The 21,242-nt window shown below is 38.4% G+C and carries 21 protein-coding genes and 1 pseudogene; 13 read left to right on the forward strand and 9 right to left on the reverse strand.

Annotation, left to right across the window (positions count from 1 at the left end):
* Positions 1-34 precede the first annotated feature (34 nt).
* The 6 genes from atpG to AC1M9A_RS11275 all read left to right on the forward strand — a co-directional run bounded on the left by atpG (position 35) and on the right by AC1M9A_RS11275 (position 5,973).
* Entirely contained in the window at positions 35-904 is an 870-nt protein-coding gene (gene atpG, locus AC1M9A_RS11250) for a F0F1 ATP synthase subunit gamma (RefSeq protein ID WP_035268202.1), read from the forward strand.
* 26 nt (positions 905-930) lie between these two features.
* Positions 931-2,325 carry a F0F1 ATP synthase subunit beta gene (gene atpD, locus AC1M9A_RS11255; RefSeq protein WP_035268203.1) on the forward strand — a complete coding sequence of 465 codons (1,395 nt, stop codon included), beginning with the start codon at positions 931-933 and terminating at the stop codon, positions 2,323-2,325.
* A gap of 26 nt (positions 2,326-2,351) precedes the next feature.
* Positions 2,352-2,771 carry a F0F1 ATP synthase subunit epsilon gene (locus AC1M9A_RS11260; RefSeq protein ID WP_481610235.1) on the forward strand — a complete coding sequence of 140 codons (420 nt, stop codon included), beginning with the start codon at positions 2,352-2,354 and terminating at the stop codon, positions 2,769-2,771.
* Between the two features lie 206 nt (positions 2,772-2,977).
* Complete coding sequence (locus AC1M9A_RS11265) at positions 2,978-3,625, forward strand: hypothetical protein (RefSeq protein WP_481610236.1); 648 nt, start codon at positions 2,978-2,980, stop codon at positions 3,623-3,625.
* Positions 3,609-4,064 carry a hypothetical protein gene (locus tag AC1M9A_RS11270; RefSeq protein WP_481610237.1) on the forward strand — a complete coding sequence of 152 codons (456 nt, stop codon included), beginning with the start codon at positions 3,609-3,611 and terminating at the stop codon, positions 4,062-4,064. Before AC1M9A_RS11265 ends, AC1M9A_RS11270 begins: the two co-directional genes overlap by 17 nt.
* Positions 4,065-4,605: 541 nt before the next feature.
* Positions 4,606-5,973: an NAD-dependent succinate-semialdehyde dehydrogenase gene (locus AC1M9A_RS11275; protein ID WP_481610238.1), complete on the forward strand. Its 1,368-nt coding sequence runs from the start codon at positions 4,606-4,608 to the stop codon at positions 5,971-5,973.
* Between the two features lie 35 nt (positions 5,974-6,008).
* Here the strand turns inward: AC1M9A_RS11275 and AC1M9A_RS11280 are convergent, their stop codons facing one another.
* On the reverse strand, positions 6,009-6,455 hold the full coding sequence (locus AC1M9A_RS11280) for an AAA family ATPase (protein WP_481610239.1): 447 nt from the start codon (positions 6,453-6,455) through the stop codon (positions 6,009-6,011).
* A 93-nt stretch (positions 6,456-6,548) separates the two neighbouring features.
* Here AC1M9A_RS11280 and AC1M9A_RS11285 point away from each other — a divergent pair, with 93 nt between their 5' ends.
* Positions 6,549-6,998, forward strand: coding sequence for a hypothetical protein (locus AC1M9A_RS11285; RefSeq protein ID WP_179999932.1), 450 nt, complete (start codon positions 6,549-6,551; stop codon positions 6,996-6,998).
* Between the two features lie 6 nt (positions 6,999-7,004).
* On the opposite strand, the gene AC1M9A_RS11290 is transcribed toward AC1M9A_RS11285, so the two are convergent.
* The 4 genes from AC1M9A_RS11290 to AC1M9A_RS11305 form a co-directional block, all read right to left on the reverse strand.
* Positions 7,005-8,018, reverse strand: coding sequence for a pirin family protein (locus tag AC1M9A_RS11290; protein WP_481610240.1), 1,014 nt, complete (start codon positions 8,016-8,018; stop codon positions 7,005-7,007).
* 89 nt (positions 8,019-8,107) lie between these two features.
* The gene (locus AC1M9A_RS11295) at positions 8,108-8,692 is read right to left on the reverse strand and encodes a hypothetical protein (protein WP_481610241.1); all 585 of its coding nucleotides are present in this window, start codon (positions 8,690-8,692) and stop codon (positions 8,108-8,110) included.
* Positions 8,693-8,886: 194 nt separating this feature from the next.
* Positions 8,887-9,429, reverse strand: coding sequence for a glutathione peroxidase (locus AC1M9A_RS11300; protein WP_481590704.1), 543 nt, complete (start codon positions 9,427-9,429; stop codon positions 8,887-8,889).
* Positions 9,430-9,545: 116 nt separating this feature from the next.
* The gene (locus AC1M9A_RS11305) at positions 9,546-10,067 is read right to left on the reverse strand and encodes a hypothetical protein (RefSeq protein ID WP_481610242.1); all 522 of its coding nucleotides are present in this window, start codon (positions 10,065-10,067) and stop codon (positions 9,546-9,548) included.
* A 340-nt stretch (positions 10,068-10,407) separates the two neighbouring features.
* On the opposite strand from AC1M9A_RS11305, the gene AC1M9A_RS11310 reads away from it, so the two are divergent.
* Positions 10,408-11,316, forward strand: a complete 909-nt coding sequence (locus AC1M9A_RS11310) for a DMT family transporter (protein ID WP_481610243.1) — start codon at positions 10,408-10,410, stop codon at positions 11,314-11,316.
* A 385-nt stretch (positions 11,317-11,701) separates the two neighbouring features.
* Here AC1M9A_RS11310 and tsaC read toward each other — a convergent pair whose 3' ends face one another.
* Genes tsaC through AC1M9A_RS11325 form a run of 3 tightly spaced genes read right to left on the reverse strand, consistent with a single transcriptional unit; the run spans position 11,702 to position 14,682 of the window.
* Positions 11,702-12,271: an L-threonylcarbamoyladenylate synthase type 1 TsaC gene (gene tsaC / locus AC1M9A_RS11315; protein WP_481592437.1), complete on the reverse strand. Its 570-nt coding sequence runs from the start codon at positions 12,269-12,271 to the stop codon at positions 11,702-11,704.
* Between the two features lie 48 nt (positions 12,272-12,319).
* Positions 12,320-13,516 (reverse strand): DNA-processing protein DprA, encoded by a 1,197-nt coding sequence (dprA, locus tag AC1M9A_RS11320; RefSeq protein WP_481610244.1) that lies wholly within the window; start codon positions 13,514-13,516, stop codon positions 12,320-12,322.
* Between the two features lie 14 nt (positions 13,517-13,530).
* Positions 13,531-14,682, reverse strand: a complete 1,152-nt coding sequence (locus AC1M9A_RS11325) for a LysM peptidoglycan-binding domain-containing protein (protein WP_481592439.1) — start codon at positions 14,680-14,682, stop codon at positions 13,531-13,533.
* A 122-nt stretch (positions 14,683-14,804) separates the two neighbouring features.
* Here AC1M9A_RS11325 and def point away from each other — a divergent pair, with 122 nt between their 5' ends.
* From def to AC1M9A_RS11345, 4 genes and pseudogenes are all read left to right on the forward strand, one after another.
* Positions 14,805-15,335: a peptide deformylase gene (def, locus tag AC1M9A_RS11330; protein ID WP_035268228.1), complete on the forward strand. Its 531-nt coding sequence runs from the start codon at positions 14,805-14,807 to the stop codon at positions 15,333-15,335.
* A gap of 335 nt (positions 15,336-15,670) precedes the next feature.
* Positions 15,671-15,877, forward strand: a pseudogene (locus tag AC1M9A_RS11335) (DUF2946 domain-containing protein); the annotation flags it as partial.
* 70 nt (positions 15,878-15,947) lie between these two features.
* Positions 15,948-17,993, forward strand: coding sequence for a TonB-dependent copper receptor (locus AC1M9A_RS11340; protein WP_481610245.1), 2,046 nt, complete (start codon positions 15,948-15,950; stop codon positions 17,991-17,993).
* Positions 17,994-18,161: 168 nt separating this feature from the next.
* The gene (locus AC1M9A_RS11345) at positions 18,162-19,091 is read left to right on the forward strand and encodes a metal-dependent hydrolase (protein ID WP_092768017.1); all 930 of its coding nucleotides are present in this window, start codon (positions 18,162-18,164) and stop codon (positions 19,089-19,091) included.
* Positions 19,092-19,133: 42 nt separating this feature from the next.
* Here AC1M9A_RS11345 and AC1M9A_RS11350 read toward each other — a convergent pair whose 3' ends face one another.
* On the reverse strand, positions 19,134-20,342 hold the full coding sequence (locus AC1M9A_RS11350) for an oxygenase MpaB family protein (protein WP_481610246.1): 1,209 nt from the start codon (positions 20,340-20,342) through the stop codon (positions 19,134-19,136).
* A gap of 84 nt (positions 20,343-20,426) precedes the next feature.
* On the opposite strand from AC1M9A_RS11350, the gene AC1M9A_RS11355 reads away from it, so the two are divergent.
* On the forward strand, positions 20,427-21,029 hold the full coding sequence (locus AC1M9A_RS11355) for a TetR/AcrR family transcriptional regulator (RefSeq protein ID WP_035268244.1): 603 nt from the start codon (positions 20,427-20,429) through the stop codon (positions 21,027-21,029).
* The last annotated feature ends 213 nt before the right edge of the window (positions 21,030-21,242 follow it).

Raw genomic sequence — 21,242 nt, forward strand, 5'->3', positions numbered from 1 at the left:
GCTCGAAAGGGCCTTCGAATACTAGGTTAAGCGTATGGCAAATTTAAAAGAAATTCGCGCCAAAGTAGCTAGTATCAAAAGCACGCAGAAAATTACTCGCGCGATGCAGATGGTAGCAGCTTCTAAGATGCGTCGTGCGCAAGAGCGCATGGCTCAGGGCCGTCCGTATGCCGAAAATATGCACCGTGTAATTGCTCATTTAGTACAAGCGAACCCTGAATATAAACATCGTTATATGGTTGAACGCCCAGTTAAGCGCGTTGGCTATATCATCGTGTCATCAGATCGCGGTCTTGCTGGTGGTTTGAACATTAACTTGTTCAAGAAAGTGGTAAAACACGTTCAACAGCAACAAGAGCAGTCAATTGAAGTTCAATTTGCTTTGATTGGTCAAAAAGCGGTTTCGTTTTTTAAAAACTACGGCGGTAAAGTACTTGGTGCAACCACTCAAGTGGGTGACACTCCAAGTCTTGAACAGTTGTCTGGTTCTGTACAAGTCATGTTGGATGCATACGATAAAGGCGAATTAGATCGCATTTATTTGGTGTCTAACGGCTTTGTGAATGCCATGACTCAAAATCAAAAAATCGAACAACTTGTTCCTTTAGCAGCTGCTGAAGATGACAAGACTCTTAACCGCCAATACGGTTGGGATTATATCTATGAACCAGAAGCTGAAGAGCTTTTAAATGGTTTATTGGTTCGTTATATCGAGTCTGTGGTATACCAAGGTGTGATCGAAAACATCGCGTGTGAGCAATCTGCTCGTATGGTTGCAATGAAAGCTGCAACGGATAACGCGGGTGAATTGATCAAGAACCTACAACTTATTTATAACAAGCTGCGTCAAGCCGCGATTACTCAGGAAATTTCTGAGATCGTTGGTGGTGCCGCTGCCGTTTAACATTATTTTGAATTGAGGAGACAGCAATGAGTAGCGGTCGTATCATTCAGATCATCGGCGCGGTTATCGACGTCGAGTTTGAACGCAACAGTGTTCCTAAGATCTATGACGCTCTTCAGGTTGATGGCACTGAAACTACATTAGAAGTTCAGCAACAACTTGGTGACGGCGTTGTACGTACAATTGCGATGGGATCTACAGAAGGTCTTAAGCGTGGTTTGAACGTAACTAACACTAACGCTCCGATCTCTGTACCAGTTGGTCCAGCGACGCTTGGTCGTATCATGGACGTTCTTGGTCGCCCGATCGATGAAGCTGGTCCTGTTGCAACTGAAGAGCGTTTACCGATTCACCGTCAAGCGCCTTCTTATGCAGAACAAGCTGCTTCTACTGACCTTTTAGAAACTGGTATTAAAGTCATTGACTTACTTTGCCCATTCGCTAAAGGTGGTAAAGTTGGTCTGTTCGGTGGTGCCGGTGTTGGTAAAACTGTAAACATGATGGAGTTGATCAACAACATCGCTAAAGCGCACTCAGGTTTATCTGTATTCGCTGGTGTTGGTGAGCGTACTCGTGAAGGTAATGACTTCTATCACGAGATGAAAGACTCTAACGTTCTTGACAAAGTAGCAATGGTTTACGGTCAGATGAACGAGCCACCAGGTAACCGTTTACGCGTAGCGTTAACTGGTCTTACTATGGCTGAGTATTTCCGTGATCAAAAAGACGAAAACGGTAAAGGCCGTGACGTATTATTGTTCGTGGACAACATCTACCGTTATACACTAGCAGGTACTGAAGTATCAGCACTTCTAGGTCGTATGCCATCTGCAGTAGGTTACCAACCGACACTTGCAGAAGAGATGGGTGTTCTTCAAGAACGTATTACTTCTACTAAGTCTGGTTCGATTACATCTATCCAAGCTGTATACGTACCTGCCGATGACTTAACGGATCCATCTCCAGCGACTACGTTCGCTCACTTGGATGCGACAGTTGTATTGAGCCGTGACATCGCTTCACAAGGTATTTACCCTGCGATCGATCCACTTGACTCTACTTCACGTCAATTAGATCCATTAGTTGTTGGTACTGAGCATTACGAAATCGCTCGTTCAGTTCAAAACGTTCTTCAACGTTATAAAGAATTGAAAGACATTATCGCAATTCTTGGTATGGACGAATTGTCAGAAGAAGACAAACTTACTGTATACCGTGCACGTAAGATCCAACGTTTCTTCTCTCAACCGTTCCACGTAGCAGAAGTGTTTACTGGTGCTCCTGGTAAACTTGTACCGCTTAAAGAAACTATTCGTGGCTTTAAAGGTCTTCTAGCTGGTGAATACGATCACATCCCAGAACAAGCGTTCTATATGGTTGGTGGTATTGACGAAGTTATTGCTAAAGCCGAGAAACTTTAATTAGCTACCTAATTTAGGAGGTTCTCATGGCGACTATGCAATGTGACGTTGTAAGTGTTAAAGAGTCTTTGTACTCAGGCACTGTAACTATGCTAATTGCTAAAGGTGCTGGTGGTGAGTTAGGTATTATGCCTGGCCATGCTCCACTAGTAACTTTACTTCAACCGGGCGCGATTCGCGTTCAGTTGGAGAATGGTACAGAAGAATTAATCTATGTATCTGGTGGTGTTCTTGAAGTTCAACCGCATGTTGTTACGGTTCTTGCAGATACTGCAGTCCGTGCAGAAAACTTAGATGAAGCTGCAATCGTTGAAGCACGTAAAAATGCTGAAAACTTGCTTGCAAATCAAAAGAGCGATTTGGACGCTGCTGCTGCTTTGGCTGCGCTTGCAGAAACAGCTGCACAGTTGGAAACCATCCGCAAAATCAAAAACCGCGCTCAATAAGAGACGGTTCGAGATTGAAAAACCACCCGAAAGGGTGGTTTTTTTATATATATCTATTTAGGATGTGATTCATTTAACGCTTTATTGAAAATCTGTTATAAATGTTTATTGTACAGGTTGGTTTTGATAGCTTCTTAAAAATGACAGATGTTTGATTATTAATAGTTAAAAAAATAAATTTTCTATATAGCAGTTAGGTTTAAGAAATGATTAAAAAGATTATATTTACTATATCAATCCCTATTGTGCTATTTGGTTGTTCTGTCACTACGACCCCAAATGGCAAGCAGGTAGACATGTTACCGCTTATTTCAGATAAAAATAGATATTTACATGTAGATGATAAAAATTTGAGTAAAGCAGAGAAGCTTGAAAATTATTCAAATCAGCTATCAGAATTTTATGGTGAGCAAAATAGTGCATATATTAGAGTTCTACCACGTCCTTCATATCAAACAAATGATCGGTTTACCCCTATCCCATTCATGGTTTATGAAATTGACTCCAATCCAGTGAAAATATTCGAAAATACAATGTTTAATCCAAACAATGTTCGGATAACAGAATATGCTCAACATGATTTAAGGATTCCAATTGGAAAGCACGATTTAATTATTGTAAATGGACTTGGGAATTCACGTTGGTTTACAAAGATAGATGAAGTAAATTTTGAAAAAGATAAGAAGTACGTTATTGGTGCAGATGTGAAAAAAGGGCAAAATGCTCAAATTTTTATAGCAGAATACGAAATAGATAATCGCTTTAAAGTCGTAGAACCCGAACACTTCATTATTAAAAAGAAAATTATCGAAAATATACCAATAGGGAATTTAAAAAGTGTCAAAGTTTATTAAAACTCCATTCACAGCCATTATGATTTCAATACTTGGTTTACAGGGATGTGTCAGAATGATGTATCCGACATCTGAGACGGAATTAATGAGCAAATCGATCAATGGAGGAGTAATTACCGATTTAGAGATAGATTATGTTCAAGCCTATGCGAATTTAAAGCTGGCGTATAAACAATGTGTTGAAATCAAAGATGTAAATGGTTCATTAATTGTGAATTCATATTTAGATCGCGATAAAAAGATGGGTACTTTTACGGGTAATTTACCTTATGGGGCGCTTTTCTTTAAAACGACTTTAGAAGCTACGGGGGAGAATTCAACAAAAATGACTTATTATGCGACAAAAATGTCAGCTTTGAATCAAAAATTGTTTAATAAGCGCATTGAGCAAGATCGTATTAGAGCTTTGGGTCAGGATAATAAATGTAATAAAAATTAGATTTCCTTTGTGAGATGGGGATGTATGTAAACTCCCCATTCCCCACAATCTTTACCTTAAAAATCTGATCAAGCCCTTCATCTAAACTTGGCACTTCAAGCTTTTTATAAATCGCTCGAACTTCCATGTCAGGAATATTCACTTTACCTTCAAGGTAGCTATTATGCTGTTAAGTACAATTTAAATCTGTTTCAAAATAATAAGAAACAACTTCAAAACTGCTTATTAAGAAGCTGAGTTTAAAACAGCACGTTCTACTTTGATTGATATTGTTGATCACCATCTTACTAGTTGAAGTTAAACAGTAGGAGTTATGTACATCTACTTATAACTTTACCAAGAACTACGTAACGATTTGCACCAAACTGTAAACGATGCCTGAGTTGAATAAAAATAATGCTAAGTTGATTGATGTAAACAAAATTTTTGAGCACTTTGAGCTTATCTAGAGTTTGCGCAGCTAACGCGCACTTCAATGAATACGCTTAAATCAATACATAGCATTGAACTGTAAATTTTTATTGGCATGAAGGGAAGAATTATGAGTTATCAATCCATTAACCCATTTACCAATACTGTATACAAAGAATATCCATCACACCAACAACAAGATATTGATCGTGCTTTGGATTCAGCCGAATCTATTCTGAAATCTGATTGGGTAAAAAATGTAGATGATCGCGTAAAAGTTTTACAACGTTTGGCAGCATTATTTAGAGAGAAAAAGAGTGAATTAGCCAAACTCATTACTTTAGATATGGGTAAGCTCATTGAGCAAAGTGAAGGTGAAATCGAATCCTGTGCTCAAATTGCTGAGTATTATGCAAAAAATACTGAACAATTTCTGAAATCAGTCCCCTATAAAACTGAGTTAGGCGAAGCTTGGGTGGAGCATCATCCATTAGGTATTATCATGGCTGTCGAACCATGGAATTTCCCATTTTATCAATTGGTCCGTGTATTCGCACCAAACTGTGGTATTGGAAATCCTGTATTGGCCAAACATGCAGGTATCGTTCCGCAATGTGCAGAAGCATTTGAAAAACTTGTGTTAGAGGCAGGAGCACCTAAAGGTGTTTGGACCAATCTATTTATCAATACCGATCAAGTCACAGATATTATTGCAGACAAACGTGTGCGCGGTGTTGCATTAACTGGTTCAGAAGGAGCGGGCAGTGCGGTTGCTGCGCAAGCAGGCAAACACATTAAAAAGTCTACGCTTGAATTGGGTGGAAATGATGTCTTTATCGTGTTGGATGATGCGGACTTAAACAAAGCGATTGAGATTGGTTGTAAAGCACGTGTAAATAATACAGGGCAGGTGTGTACTGCAGCTAAACGATTTATTTTGCATAAAGACATCGCTGATCAGTTTAGAACGGGTTTAATTGAAGCATTTAAAGCGCTGAAAATTGGCGACCCATTAGACCGTAGTACTACACTGGGACCACTCTCATCGGAAAGTGCACTTAAAAACTTGATTAAACAAGTGGATAAAGCAGTTCAGCAGGGTGCAACATTGGTTCTCGGTGGCAAAGCAATTGAACATGAGGGTTACTTCTATGAGCCGACAATTTTAGAAAATATTAGTCGAAATAATGAAGCTTGGTACGAAGAATTCTTTGGGCCAGTTGCTCAAATTTATGTTGCGGAAAATGAGGATGAGATCGTTGAAATCGCCAATGACTCTAATTATGGTCTTGGAGGTGTCATTCACTCTCAAGACATAGAGCGTGCAAAAAAATTAGCTTCGAGAATTGAAACAGGAATGGTGTGGATCAATTGGTTAACGGATACTGCTCCAGAATTACCATTTGGTGGCATAAAGAATTCTGGTTATGGTCATGAACTGGCAGATTTAGGTTTTCATGAATTTGTACAAAAAAAATTAGTGGTGGTGAAACAATAGAGTCTTTGAAATAAAGCGATCCTCGGGTCGCTTTATTATTTGGAGTCTAAAATTAAATGGTGATATTCACCTGCACCTTTTATTTTAATATGATGTATTTCATCAAACCCTTCCTCAAAATCAGGTACTTCTAACTTCTTATATGTTGCTCGAACACCGACTTCAGGAATATTGGCTTTACCGCTTCGTTGACCATTGCGTTCTAGCGTACTTTTCAAATCTGTTTCAAAGTAATATGAAATCACTTCAAAGCCTGCTGATTTAGCACGTTGAATATAACGAGCACGGTCTGCTTTGGTCGGGTTGGTATTGTCGATCACCGTTTTGGTTTTAGAGGCTAGACAGGTTTCAAAGATCATGTTTTCCCGATGGCGAGTTTTTAGCATGTCTAAGTTAATTCTTAAATGTGAATGTGCCAAATGTAAAAGATAGTAGCTTGATTTGCCTGAAGCTTGAACTCCAGTGAAGATGATCAGTTGCATGGTTCAATTACATTAAAAGTATAAAGCTGAATTAAATCACGGCTTAGACTTTGCTACAATTCAGGTATAAGTCTAATAAATCCAAATAAAATAATGTATCGTCAAAGTCTAATTATCGCGCTAAGCATATTTATCTTCAGTCAGCTCACCGCATGTCAAAATTATTATTTAAGTCAGCCCAATGAACCTACTGAAGCGGCCTTGGTTGCCAACTCGTATAAAAATGGTTTAAGTGCTGAAATCGAGTTGGATTATCTCAGCGTATTTCAAAATCTGAGACAAGCATATCGTCGATGTATCGGTTTCACACGTGATGATGACCTAGTCTTTACTGAAAACAAGCTTGAAGAGCATATTGAAATGGCAACCCTATTTGCTCGAACAGAACGTGGTGAATATGTTCATAAGGCAACTGTAGAAAAGTTATCACCTACATTGACAAGATTTACCTTGTATTTGCCTCAACGTTATCCTTTTCCCAATGCGCGTTTTGAACAGGATATTAAACGAGCATTGGGCAAAGATGAATACTGTAATATTTAAACCTTGTTAAGCCCCATCTGAACTCATTTGTTCAGGATATTCCTTGAGTTTACCACCTTCATAGCTGGCAAAACGAGGTGTTTCACGTGAAAACGTTGGAGCATCGCTTGGCCAAGGCCAGTCACCAAAATGGGTCTCACGATATCGTTTGAATGCAACATCAAGTTCTTCTTTGCTGTTCAATACAAAAGGCCCTCGCATTGCAACTGGTGCACCAATAGGTTCACCTTCTAACCATAAGATTCTCGCTTCTTGATCACCTGCTTCAATTTGAATTTCGGTGTCAGCTTTAAGCTCTACAAGATGTTTGAATTGAATGGTTGAATCAGCAATATTTAAAGTTGAACCCTGATAGAAGTAAGCAAATCGAGTGGAGGTCGCGGTCGTGGCTGGAATTTCAAGATGTGTGCCAGCTTCTAAAGTAATTAAGTATATATTCACTTTATTTTCTGCTGCAGCTGCCCAAGAATGTGGTGGGCGACTTAATGCATTTTGATTTTGATATTGTCCAGAAATAACTCGTACATCAATGTTGCGAGACTGGTGATCAGTCGCTTTCACATGTGGAATTTGTTCACGCCAAAACATTTTATAATCAGCAGGTTGTTTTTTTTGTTCTGGAGATGAGTTAAACCAAATTTGAAATAATTCAAAAGGGTTCTCTCGATCCTGATGAATTAACGGGAACATTTCACAATGTTCAACACCATTTCCCGTACTTAGCCATTGCACATCGCCCGCAGCATATCGTCCACCATTACCCAAGGAATCAAAATGATCGACATAACCTTGTTCCACTAAAGTAATGGTTTCAAAACCCGTGTGTGGATGTTCGGGAAAGCCGGGAACAACACTACCATAATACATATTGAATTCTTGATTGATTGCAGGATGAACTGGTCCCATTTCAGCATTCCCAGCAGGGTAGTGATCAATATGATGAGCAGTAAAGATGAAAGGATCTTTTAAATCTAAACGAAAAGTAATAGGAGTTATATTATAGATGGGTGAGGTAGACATGCCGACTCCATGATATTTGAATTATTTAAGATCCAAATTAAAGAGAAATCCCTCACTCCACCATCTCTATTTTGTGAGAATAATGTATATCAATCCTCGGCTTGATTATTTTCTGTAGATGATCCGGACTGAGTCAAAAGCATACTGGCTAATTTCACCATTTCACCTTGGATATTACCCATTTGCTTTTCTAAGGCTGCAAAATCGATGTTGTTTAAATTCACTTGGCCGTTTAGTAATGGTGAAGCTAATACATTTTGATTTGCCGTTAAAATATTAGAACGAATCTGGGCAATTTCTTGGCTTTTTAGGTCAAGTCCTGTCAATGCCTCATTAAATCCTAGTAATTGAGATTTCAAACTTTGCACTGACTGATCTAACTTTTGTGGATCTTTATTATTTACAGCTTGTTCTAAATCAGATTGTAGCTGTTGAATTTGCTCAATGTATCGACCTGCTTTCAGTTGTACATCTGCCACATCACGTACAATATAAAACATATTGCCTGACTTTAAGTCAGCTGGATCAGTGACTTGGACAGGAGAAGATTCTTCAGCATTAGCTGCTGTTGATTCCTTTTCTTGATCGGGTTGTGATTGCGGCTGACAACCTAACATCACGAGACCGAAGCCAAATAATGCAAAAGGGGTAACAATGCTTTGAAATACTTTCATTAATAAAACCAAATCGTTAATCACTTCATTCCAAGATACGATACAAATATGAGTTAAATCTGAATATTTGCAAAGCAATAACAAAAATTTTGATGTGAAAGAGTAACTTATGATTTTGACAGATTAATGAAGATATTTATTGAATTGAATAAGAAATAATCAAGTGACAAGATCGTCACTTGATCTTGATGAGATTATTTCGCCAGTTCAGCATTAATTGCATCAACAATACGCGCATCATCTGCAGTGATGTCTGGTGCAAAACGAGCAACGACTTCCCCTGTTTTTGAAACTAAGAATTTCTCAAAATTCCATAATACTTCAGGGGGATTATTAGGCGTTAAACCATAATCAACCAGATCTTTCCACCAAGGCCCCTCACCAATACGCTCTGGAATGGCATTTGTTAAAGTTTCATATAGCGGATGTTTATTCTCCCCAACCACTGGAATTTTCGCAAAAAGAGGGAAGTCCACTTGATAATTCACTGAACAAAATTGTTCAATCTCTTCATTGCTTCCTGGTTCTTGTTCAAGAAAGTCATTGGAAGGAAAACCAAGAATTTCGAAACCTTGTTGTTTTTTTTCACTATAGAGTTTTTGCAGACCTTCGTACTGAGGTGTAAGGCCACATTTAGACGCTACATTCACGATCAATAATACTTTGCCTTCGTATTGCGATAAATCAACAGGCTGCCCCTGAATTGTATTTACTGGAATGTTATAAACTGAAGCCATTTCAATGTCCTAATCATAAAGTACTTAAAATATGTAGATTGAAAATACCATGGCATATAGATCTCACCAAGGTGTCTACAGTGAAAAAAAACAGGCCTGACGGCCTGCTTTATGAGTTAAGATTTTGTCCCGACTTGGTTTTTAAGATTCTGCATGTCCTGTAACAAGCTTTGTTGTAACTCAACAGCTTTCTTTTGAAGTTCAGTGATTTCATTCATATCAGGCTTTTCTTTAACACCTGCTTCTGCGAGGTCCAATCCAAGCTCATTCGATTCTTTCATTTTATCTCGAAGAGATGCACCTTCAATACTTTTGAGCGCAAGTTTGTCCAGATCATCATTAAATTGATCCACATAGTTATCCATCTTCTCAACCACTGCGTCTAATTCAGCTTTATTATTGTTTTGCGCAGCTTGTGTCACTTCGTTTTGAAATGCCAAAGCCTCTTGAGCTTTTGTATTTGAAATTTGATCCAGTAAATCTAAGTCATGTTGAATATCTGCATTTACATTGGTACTTAATGTATTGCTTTGAACCGTTTCAGCGGCAGTAGGTGAGGATTGATCGTTAGACTTTTTATCACAAGCGGTTAGAAAAACAGCTGTAGTGCATAGTGATGCAATGAGAAGTTTTTTCATAATTTATCCTTTTTATATGCTCGGTTCAATGCACTTACATTCACGATGAAGCACATTAAAAAATATTCAGTTAACCCGTTGATGGGAAAATTCAAGCATTTACGATCTCATAGCTCACACACAGCTTCTAGTGTTGTTTTGTAGAGGAATCCCTGTAAAAAAGTGAAAAGTGTTTTAAAATAGAACAGCACTCTACTTAATTTTTTAAGTAAAAATCTCAGACTTAGATGGCTGTTCTGCAGTCACTAACAATGAAGGGGAGTGTGTTTCATGGAATGAAAAAGTCTAAAAATTGATGAAAACTTGATCTTAACGATTAAATAAAAATTAGGATGAAAATATGACATTTGAAAAAAAGCATTTGCTCTGGGCTTTATCATTGCCAGTCATTGCTGTATTGATTTGGTCGTTGAATATAGCCATTACACGATATGTTGCAGAGTATATTTCACCTGTCAGTATTAGTTTTTATCGTTGGATTATTGCCTTTTTGATTTTAACACCCTTTATCCTGCCTAAAGTCATCAAACAGCGGAATCTGGTAAGACAAAATATAGTGAAATTAGCAGTGCTGAGTGCATTTGGTATGGTGCTTTATCAGGGGTTGGCTTACACCGCAGCACATTACACAACTGCAACCAATATGGGCATAATTAATGCCTTTATCCCAATTTTCACCATTTTTGTTTCATTGATGATTTTAAAAGAGTTTCCAACTCGATTTGCAGTGGTGGGTAGTATTTTATCATTTATCGGGCTGATTTATGTTATCGGTCAGGGGCATCTAGATACACTGATGCATCTGGGTGGGCATTGGGGCGACATGATTATGATCGTCGCGGTATTCTTCTATGCTTTTTATGGTGTATTTCTCAAAAAGTGGCAACTCGAGCTCCCTTTAATGATTAGTCTTTATATTCAGATTGGTTTTGCAGTGTTGTACCACTTACCATTCGTTGCCGTATTGGGTCTCGATGCAATTGATCTGAATAACGGCTTAAGTGTGTTATATGCGGGAATTTTCCCTTCGATTATTGCGCCGTTAGTATGGATGTTGGCTGTTCAACATTTAGGCCCAAATCGAACCAGCATCTTTATGAACTTAATGCCAATCTTTACCGCCATTATTGCTTACGTTTGGTTAAAAGAAGCATGGACGATTTATCACAGTTTAGGCGGAATCGTGATTTTGATAGGTATTGCTTTAGCACAGAAAAAAACTTCATTCATAAAGGCTAAGAGTGTTTAAAAAACAGACAATTGATTTATTTTTTTATTATACTTAAAATCTATAAAAGCTTATTGATCTAAATTAACTATCATTAGGCTTTTTAAAAAGTAAAATTAATAATTAAAAATAGGTACTTAATTATATCAATTGAACTAATAATTAATCTTTATAAGAAAAATGATGATTTGAAACTCTAAGTCTTAGTAATTGTGTAATATTTTTTTTTGTAGCATAATATGCGTACTGCAGAGAAAGCGACAAATCAGTCCTTTTCTGTACAGATGAATTTCTGAACCCTCTGGATGTGATTAGCACATCCTTTTATATGCTCAGTCAATACCTTTATGACTGAGCTTTTTTTTGTCTTAAATAATAAGTTTTAAGTCTCAGCATATCATGCTGTTTAAGCACGAATGACATCACCAGTTTCTGCATCTAATATTCGGCTTGGTTCTTGGCTCAGGCCTAAATCTCCATTTAAATAATTTAATTCAGCACCAAAGTACTGATTGACTTCTTGTAATGAGCGAGCGGGGTCTAAACCAGCAGGATTTGCACTGGTTGAAACAATGAACCCATCAAATGCGTTACACAGTGCGATGCAAAGAGGATGGTTGGTGACTCGAATAGCAACCTTAGGATGTTTGCCTCGAATCCAAAGTGGTATTTGCTCATCAGCTGGGAGAAGCCATGTGGTGGCGCGATCCTGATAAGATGTTTGTGACCAACTTTCAATCACCGCATCACGGCGGTCTTGAGGCAGCTTTGATAATAAATGTTCAACCTGACTGACTTGACCAGCCAGTAAGATCACTCCTTTTTCGATAGGGCGTTGTTTTAATCTTAAAATTTCTTTAAAAGCATTTTCATTAAAAGGGTCGCAACCTAAGCCCCATACTGCTTCTGTAGGATAAGCCAAAACATGACCTTGTTTTAGACATTGAGCAGCCTCAGCAACTGAGGTTGTTAACATAAGCGTTCACCATTCTCTTGATTGAAAAGACTATTGTGAACCTTAATTTTAATTACGGCAACGTAGGTATAACCCAGATTGTTGAATACAGCGTCCTAAAAGTTCTAACTCCATCAAGTGGCTGGTGAGTGTCGCTGTGTCTAGATCAAGGGTAGCTGCAATTTGATCGAGATCGCGTCCAACCCAATCTAATTGTTGAAATACAGCTAACAAATGTATAGGAATCGAATGCTCATCATCCTCATGCTTCTCTAGCTTTGGATGGTCTACTGAATGAACTATTTCGTCATTTTGGAACTCATTAGGATTGTTTTTTCGTAACAGAGATGCTTGTTGATGCTGCCATTGAGTCGGCAGGGCTAAATCTTCAATGATCTGATCAGGATGATCAACTAAGATGGCACCTTCACGAATCAACTGATGGCAACCTTGATGAAATTCACTATAAATATGACCTGGAATCGCAAAGGTCGTTTTACCTTGATTTGCAGCAGCTTGGGCCGTAATTAATGAACCACTGCCCAATTGAGCTTCCGCTACCAATATCCCTAAACTTAAGCCACTTACAATTCTATTTCTGCGTGGAAAATTATGCTGAAGCGGTTTTGTCCCGGGTAAAAACTCAGAAATGATGGTCCCGTTCTGCTTCAAGATTTGATCATGTAATGGGCGATTTTGTGATGGGTAAATTAAATCTAACCCTGTGCCGATAACGGCGATTGTTCTGCCATGTTGCAAAGCACCCTGATGGGCTGCTTCATCAATGCCTTGTGCTAGGCCACTCGTGATATAAAAACCTTGATCACTCAGATAATACGCAAAATCATATGTGACTTGTTTGCCATGTGGACTTGGTTTACGGCTTCCAACAATGGCAATTTGTGCTTCAGATAAATGTTGTGCTTTACCTTTCCCAAATAAAATTGGGGGGCGGTCATGATAGGGCAACAATTGCTGAGGATAGTCTGGATCTTGCTCAGTGAGCATAAAATCAGAATGTTGATGAATTTGATGCAGAATTCGCTCAAATTCTTGTTGCTGTTGATCAGAGAAAAATTGAGATGCACGCTCGATATGGTTTTTATGTAAGTTGAGCTGATGCCATTGATTTAGATGATTTTTCTGTACAGCATCTTGAGCTGAACCAAAATGCTGAACAAGTTTTTGATAAGCACTGAGTGAATGTTGAACGAGGTACCAGAGTTTAATATAAGCCAACTGATGGTCGTTAATCTCGTTCAACATATCCGCACCTAATTTTAATTTTCAACCATTGGTGATGGTTCTAATACAGCACCTACTTTAATTGGAAGTGCGCTGTCTAGCACGTAAGCGTAACTTAATTGATCGAAAGTTTTAAAAATCATTAAATTGCCCACACGCTGATTAGGCAGTTGAATATTTTCTTTGGTCTTCGGGTCTTTAACCACTTCGCCTTGTTGGAAAATACTTAACACGTGACCATTTTTTGCGCCGTGAACGCTTCCGCGGTTAATGGTGACAACACTATGTTGAGCTGCTGTACCAATAGAACCCATAACACGAATCACTTGACCGCCTGGCTGAATATCCGTTGTTGCCGTTGGATAGAAGAGGCTTGGTAATTCATTTTGAAATTTAGGTAAAACGTAATCACCGCGACGAACTTCGGCATTAAAACTTTGTTTAAGTTCTAAGGTTGAAATTTCATTTTCGTTGGCAACAGCGACTGCAGTAGCTACCTCAATCAGTTCAAGTGCACCTGTGTATTTTTTCCCTTTTTCATCTAAGAAAACATACGGTTCAGCTTCACGATAAACACCGTAGCTTTGTCCAGGGTTAATCCCTTGACCACGTGCATAAACTGTTTGACCTTCCCCAGCAACGATACGACGATCTGCCGAACCGAGAATATAAGGTGTGCTTTGCAAAGCATCAGGCGCAACGATAATACTTCTTTCTAGCCAAGGTTGAATATCATCCAAGGGAATAATTGGAATGGTATTCCCTAAGCTTTCTACACGTACTTGAGGTTTTAGATTGATAGCACCAAGATGACGACGAATAACGCCTTCACAACCGTCACCTTCATCTTTACCAATCAGTGGACGCCCATCTAATGTACAGAGTAGTAAGCGATCACCCGGGTAGATCCAGTGTGGATTTTTGACATGTTTATTGGATGCCCAAATTTCTTTCCAACGCCAAGGTGAGCGCAAAAATTTACCTGAAATATCCCACAAAGTGTCGCCTTTTTTGACCACATAAACGTGAGGAGCACCGGCCTTAATCGATGGTGGGCTTACATTTGGACTGGCTTGTGTCATTTGCGCGGTAAACAAGCCCGCACTAATGCAAATTGCAAGTGAAAGGCAGTGTTTCTTTAACCCCAGAGCATGTGAAAAAGCCATGCCATTGAAAACCTTTTTCATTATCATAATTCCTAAAATTATGTATCTATTTGCGCTATAATACGCATATTACACGTATTATTTGATGAAGCATTAACTTCATTTAATTTTTAAGATCAATGGCATAGCCGGTGAGGAGCAGCATGGCCTTATTACCAATTTTAAGTTTTCCTGATCCCCGTTTGCGTACTATTGCCAAACCTGTAGAGGAAGTGACGGATGAAATTCGTCAACTTGCTGCAGACATGTTTGAAACCATGTATGAAGCACCAGGTATTGGTCTAGCTGCAACCCAAGTTGATCATCATATTCAGCTTATCGTCATGGACTTGTCTGAAGATAAAAATCAGCCGATGGTTTTTATTAATCCTAAAGTCACCCCATTAACTGAAGATACCCAACCTTATGAAGAGGGTTGTCTATCAGTTCCACAAATATACGATAAAGTTGAGCGTCCGTCACGCGTCAAAATTGACGCAATTAACTTAGAAGGGCAAGCTTTTGAATTAGAAGCTGATGGTCTTTTGGCAGTATGTATCCAGCACGAAATGGATCATCTGAACGGAAAATTATTTGTTGATTATTTATCTCCTTTAAAACGCCAAAGAGCGCGTGAAAAGGTAGAAAAAGTCGTTCGTCAGCGTCAAAAAGAAAAAGTTGCTGTAAAGCGTTAATTTTCTAAGAACTTTAAATATATTGATAAAGCCCAATTTCGATTGGGCTTTGTTATAATTGCTCAAATTTTATTTGGAATGACAATTTGTTCCGCAATGGGTTGCTGCTGAGTTTCGCAGCAGTATTATTACAGATCGCTGTTTTTCTTCAGCCTTTGCTTCCAGCGCAATATCAAATTGCGCCGGTCTGCGAAACGATCACCCGTGCCTTATTCGAACAGCCTAATCATTCTAGTATTACAACGCTCGTTCATCATGCTCATCATGTTTCCACTTCACATGCGTTACATGAACATCATGAGTCTAAGCGCTATGTTGAATCCTCGCATAGTGGGCACGATCATCATGACCCAAACCATCAATGCCAATACTGTACTGTATTTGGTAATTTGATTTTGCCACCTGAGCTGAACGTGAAAGAAGTTTTTGTACGTTTGAATATACGTTTGATCGCATTCCAAAAAGCGTTCAAACATATTTATTTCGACTTACAGCGTTTATTCCTTTTACCTCAAGGTCGGGCACCACCACTCTTTTCTTAAATATTGTCTTTATTTTTAGGGTCTTGAATGACTCTAGCATTGTCATATTTAAATTTTGAGTGAATATATCATGGCTCAGCCAAAATTCTATTTACAGCCACTAGCGGCTGCGATTTCTATTGCCTTTATTTCGCAAACTTCATTTGCTGAAGTCCAATCTACAACTTTAAATCCAACACCTGATACACACACGACGAACTTAGCGCCAATTGTTGCTACAGCTCTACAAGGTAATGATGCTAATGGCTTGATTGTACGTGCAAACCCGAAGCAACCCATTCAGCCTATTCCTGCGTCGGATGGCGCAGATTACTTACAAAGTATTGTAGGGTTTAGCAGCGTAAATAGTGGTGCAGGTACGAACGGTGATGTGACCTTTCGTGGAATGTTTGGATCACGAATCAAAATTCTAACAGATGGAACTGAAAATTTAGGCGCATGCCCGAGTCGTATGGATTCACCGACTTCGTATATCTCACCTGAGAGCTATGATCGAATCTCGGTGATTAAAGGTCCCCAAACTGTCCAGTACGCCAACACAGGTTCAGCAGCAACAGTGATTTTCGAGCGACGCCCAGAACAATTGAATGATGAAAAAAATTATCGAGGTCAGGCAAGTGTATTAATGGGCTCTTTTGGGCGTTTAGACCAAAATATTGAGGCAGCGGTAGGAGATGAACAAAAATATATTCGAATCAATAGCAACCGATCAGTCTCAAATAGTTATCAAGATGGTAATGGGGCGACCGTACCATCAGATTGGAAACGATGGAATGCAGATTTAGCATTGGGCTGGACACCTAATGCAGATACATGGATCGAGTTAACTGGCGGTAAGGCTGATGGTGAGGCTGTATATGCTGGGCGAGATATGGATGGTTCTAAATTTGCCCGCGAGAGCTTGGGATTAAGATTTGAGAAAAAGAATCTCTCAGAGGTAGTTAAAAAAGTTGAGGCGCAAGTCAATTACAACTTTAATGATCATGTGATGGATAATTTTAGTTTGCGTGATGTTGATGGCGCGGATCGCGCTATGAATGTGACACGTCGTACTTTGAATGCACGTTTAGCCACAACGATGGAGTGGGATAAAGCAATATTCATTACGGGTGTTGATACTCAGAATAATCAACATGCTGGTGGAATGTATCATTCAAGCATGCCAATGATGAATACTCCACTGACAGAGGATATGAAGTTTCAATCTTATGGTGGGTTCACTGAATTATCATATCCATTGAATGATCATAATAAGTTGGTCACAGGTGTTCGGGTTGATCAAGTTAAGATTAAAAACTTAAAAATGGTTCAAGAACGTCAGGAAACATTACCAAGTGGTTTTATACGGTTTGAAAATCAGCATCCAGAGCATGATGCTAAAATCTATGTTGGTCTAGGCTATGTAGAGCGCGTACCAGATTATTGGGAGTTGTTTAAGACAGATTATCAAGGCAATGCTGTTGCTACCTTCAAGGATTTAGAAACAGAAAAAACCTTACAATTGGATGTTGGATACCAACATAATCACGGGGCATTCAGTTCATGGGCATCAGCTTATGCTGGTTTGATCGATGATTTCATATTATTGAATTATGACCCAGCAAAAATGACTGGTCATGGTAAAAATGCTGCTGATTCTAGAAATGTCGATGCGACAATCGCAGGGGCAGAAGCTGGTGTAGGTTATCAATTTAGTGATGCTGTTCAGGCAGATCTTAGTGCGATGTATGCTTGGGGAAAAAACACAACTGATCATCAACCTTTACCTCAAATATCTCCGTTGGAAGCACGTGTAAATTTAAGATATGTGCAAGAGCGTTTTAACTTAGGTTTATTGTGGCGTGTGGTAGATGGGCAGGATCGTGTCAGTATTAATCAAGGTAATATTGTAGGTAAGGACTTTAAAACGAGTTCAGGTTTCTCGACGCTGTCTTTAAATGGCACTTATCAAATTCATCAAGGTGTCGATTTGAGTATTGGAATTGATAATGTTCTGGATAAAGTTTATACGGAACACTTAAATAAAGCAGGTAGTGCTGGATTTGGTTTTGCACAGAATGAGCAATTTAATAATATAGGACGTAATTATTGGGCGCGTGTGAGTATGAAGTTCTAGTCATATTCAGTTTATTTGACGTATTAAGCCTAACACCCATTTAGATCGCCGTCTGAATGGGTGTTTTCTTTAAAATTGTCAGACATAAAATATGAATGTCCTTAAATGATATTGTGATGAGGTTATCATTATTTTAAAAATAATAAAAAAGATGTAATGGATAATAAAATGACAACAATGAGTCAAGTTCATCAACTACATGGTCGTAAAGTAAAATTTGATTTCAATCATATTCCAAAGCATTGGATTGAAAATGACCCTGTTTCCACCCATATGTTGAATACAGCACATATGATTTTACCTGCGGGTGAGTTTTGGTTTTGCCGTGTATTTAATAAAGCTTTACCGTTCGTCAAAGACGAACAATTAAAAGCTGACGTGAAAGGTTTTATTCAGCAAGAAGCGATTCATGGTCGTACTCATCAACATGCACAAGTTTATTTTGATCAACATGGATTAGATGTAAAGCCGTTCATTCAACGCATGCATTATCTTTTTGAAATACTTTTGGGAGAAAATCCAGTAGGTATCAAAATGATGAAAAAAGTGGTTGGTGAAAAACGTTGGTTAATCTTCCGACTGGGTGTGATTGCAGCCATTGAGCACTATACTGGTGTGGCAGGGCAGTGGAGCTTGGACAATACTTCATTGGATAAAGCCGATCCAATCATGGCTGATCTATTCCGTTGGCATCTTGCTGAAGAAGTTGAACATCGTACGGTTGCGTATGATTTGTTTAAACATATGTTTGAATCAGAGTTTAATTTCCAAATTTCAAAAAATGCTTTGATGACCTTTATCTTCCCTATTATGGCAGCGGTTTGGGTTGAAGGCGGAAAAACAATTTTGAAACAAGATAAAGATGCAGGTAAGTTTAGACATATGGGTACTTTAAGACTCATTATGCAAATGGAAAAAATTAGTCGTAAGACCGATCATATTCCTACCTTCAGTCATTTAACTTTAGCTACTATCCGTTGGTTTAGTCCAAAGTTTCATCCTGTGCAAGAAGGTAATACTCAACAAGCTTTGGATTATCTAGCACGCTCTCCATCAGCACTTCGAGCTGAGCAAGAGGCAACATTAAAAATGGCTTAAAAATATACATTCAAAAAACCGAGTCTTAGCTCGGTTTTTTATTTATTGATGCATACTTGCCAGCTGTTTTCCTGCATTTTGATATAAATCGAGAGCTTGTTCTTGTTGTGATCGCCCTTTACGCTGTAAATAAAGATCAAGCTTTGGTATTTTTTTTGCGCCAGCATAAATCACAGTATTTTTAGTCAGTAGATACAGTGGATACCACGGCAGTATTCGAGGCTTAAGCCCTAAATTTTTCATTTTTTTACGGCCCATAAAGATTTGGGTAACATCTAAGTGATTCTGGTAGGCTTTCTTCTGCATGAAACGTTTAAAATGTTTATATTCGCGTTCAAATGGTTCTTTGGATAGGCTTACTGCAAGCTGACGACTACTTTCATCCACTTGAGGATGAGCATAATTCATCCATTGCAATAATTTCCAGCCTTCAGACTCTTTATCAATCAGCCAGTGTTCGTCAACACCCATTAACCAGCCTGTATATTTCCAAAAATGCATAATCGCATCGACTTCAGTTTTAGTTGGAAAAATACCGATTGCTCGAATACCTAAAAGCATCACACCGCTGAAAGCAATATTTGTCATTGCCTGATCATATTGGTTAATCGGCATTCCCCAAATATCCCAGTCCCAATCTTTGGATTTTTTTAGATGGTAGCGAACTAAAGAATGGATGAAACGCACAAATATTGTTGAAGTAAAGCCATCATTAAAGCGTTGAAATCCATTCGGCTTAGTAACATCTAGCCACCATTTATGCGTTTCTGCTAAGCGCTTGCCTGCATATTTGCTTAGAGCACCTGTTAAAATTAAAGGTTGATTAAAGCCAGGGTATTGATATCCAGTCATTAGCGCGAGATCACGCATAATAAAAGTGACATTTGCGCCTAAACGATGCGTGAATTGAATTGCACGATCAATTTTTTCTTGATCGAACCAAACAGGCTGTTGTTCCACGAGATCAAAAAATGCTTTGATTTCAGGGACTGGTTTGGGAAGAGCATCTAAGCCTTGATATAAGGCTGTTTCAAAAAGCTTTCGATTTTCGCGTGGATTGGTCATCACCCAATCCATTAAGCGATCCATCGGCACATCACCCGTATGTAAACTTTCATTTAACTCTAAATATTCAGCATAAGTTGGAATGAAGTTTTGATCGGTCATTTTGTGTAGAAGCTTAGACAATAGATCGCTACGCTTCATTCGCTCATATGAAGCCATACGTTTTGGAATGCTAAAATTTGACATGGTGTAATTAATCTGGTTATTGTTTGATCAAAGATTAATATGAATATTTATTCGCATTCAATTCGCATTATTAGAATGGCAGCTATGAGAAAAAGACCACAACAACAAAGAGCAAAGCTGGTAGTCGATAGTATTTTGGAAGCGACTCTGATATGCATTTCTGAAATGGGCCTAGATCAAGTCACTACGCCAAAAATATCTGAAAAATCAGGGGTGAGCGTAGGCTCTATCTATCAATATTTCGAAAATAAAGATCAGATAATTTTAGAATTGTTACGCCGTAAGAGTGAAAACTTAGGTTTGTCACTTAAAGCGCTGGCGATGAATCAAGAAGAAATGGATTTAAAAACCTTAGTCGATGTTAGTCTTCAATTCGGATTTGATGTAATGAGAGAAGATAATGGTTTCTTCTTTGAAGTCCTGAAACATTGGCATGGCTACAACAATTCCGAAGCAGCAAAGGTTTTAGAAAAACATTTTTTTGAAGTTGGTTTATATGTATTTAATCGTTTCTATCGTCATTGGGACTTCGAAACACTTAAGCATAAATCTTTTGTAATTATTAATAGTACCTTGTTCACAATGATGAGGTTTGTAAGCAACAATGATTTTCTTATTTCAGAACAACAGCTTAAAAGAGAACTAAGTGCAATGATTTTGTCTTATTTAGACAGTGATAAGAGTTAAAAGCTCATACAAATAAAAATTATATATAAAAAACATATAGTTAATGTTTATTTGGTTTATTAACTATACAAACAAATAGAAAAGATTGAAAAAGTAGTTGCGTAAGAAAATAAATAGCCTATAATGCACATCCATCGGCGGTGATGTTGATTAAAACTTGTTGAAAAACAAGGATTTAGCTGAATAAGTTGGATCTAAGTTTTGAGAATGAGT

Source organism: Acinetobacter sp. ANC_7634, from assembly GCF_056779875.1.